Source organism: Croceivirga lutea (assembly GCF_014235875.1).
Taxonomy (GTDB): Bacteria; Bacteroidota; Bacteroidia; order Flavobacteriales; family Flavobacteriaceae; genus Croceivirga; species Croceivirga lutea.
On the sequence record NZ_JACJUK010000019.1, the window covers coordinates 1 to 760 of the forward strand.

The following is a 760-nucleotide window of genomic DNA, read 5'->3' on the forward strand; positions in this document are numbered from 1 at the left end:
AAATTCAGCCCATTACCGTTCCTATTACTGATGATGATATCATTGAAGCTACGGAACAGTTCTTCGTGGACTTGTCAAACCTTGTGACCAACACACCAATTACCATTACAGATAATCAGGCTACTGTGGATATCCTTGATAATGACAATATCCCGGGAGTAACAGGTATCAGCTTTGATAATGATAGCGTGGTAGTCAATGAAGGTGATGGTACAGCTACTATCAATGTACTGTTGACTGGTAATGTACAAGGTGGAGTTACTGTAGATTATACTACTACAGATAATACTGCTGAAGATACTTCGGATTATACCCTTACTACTGGTACACTAACCTTTGTGGGGACTGATGGAGAAATTCAGCCGATTACCGTTCCTATTACTGATGATGATATCATTGAAGCTACGGAACAGTTCTTCGTTGACTTGTCAAACCTTGTGACCAACACGCCAATTACCATTACAGATAATCAGGCTACTGTGGATATCCTTGATAATGACAATATCCCGGGAGTAACAGGTATCAGCTTTGATAATGATAGCGTGGTAGTCAATGAAGGTGATGGTACAGCTACTATCAATGTACTGTTGACTGGTAATGTACAAGGTGGAGTTACTGTAGATTATACTACTACAGATAATACTGCTGAAGATACTTCGGATTATACCCTTACTACTGGTACACTAACCTTTGTGGGGACTGATGGAGAAATTCAGCCGATTACCGTTCCTATTACTGATGATGATATCATTGAAGCTAC

The 760-nt window shown here is 39.9% G+C and carries 1 protein-coding gene; it reads left to right on the forward strand.

Annotated elements, in window-relative coordinates:
• A partial coding sequence (locus H5V42_RS15145; RefSeq protein ID WP_313792159.1) for a Calx-beta domain-containing protein occupies nucleotides 1–760 on the forward strand: 760 nt, incomplete at both ends.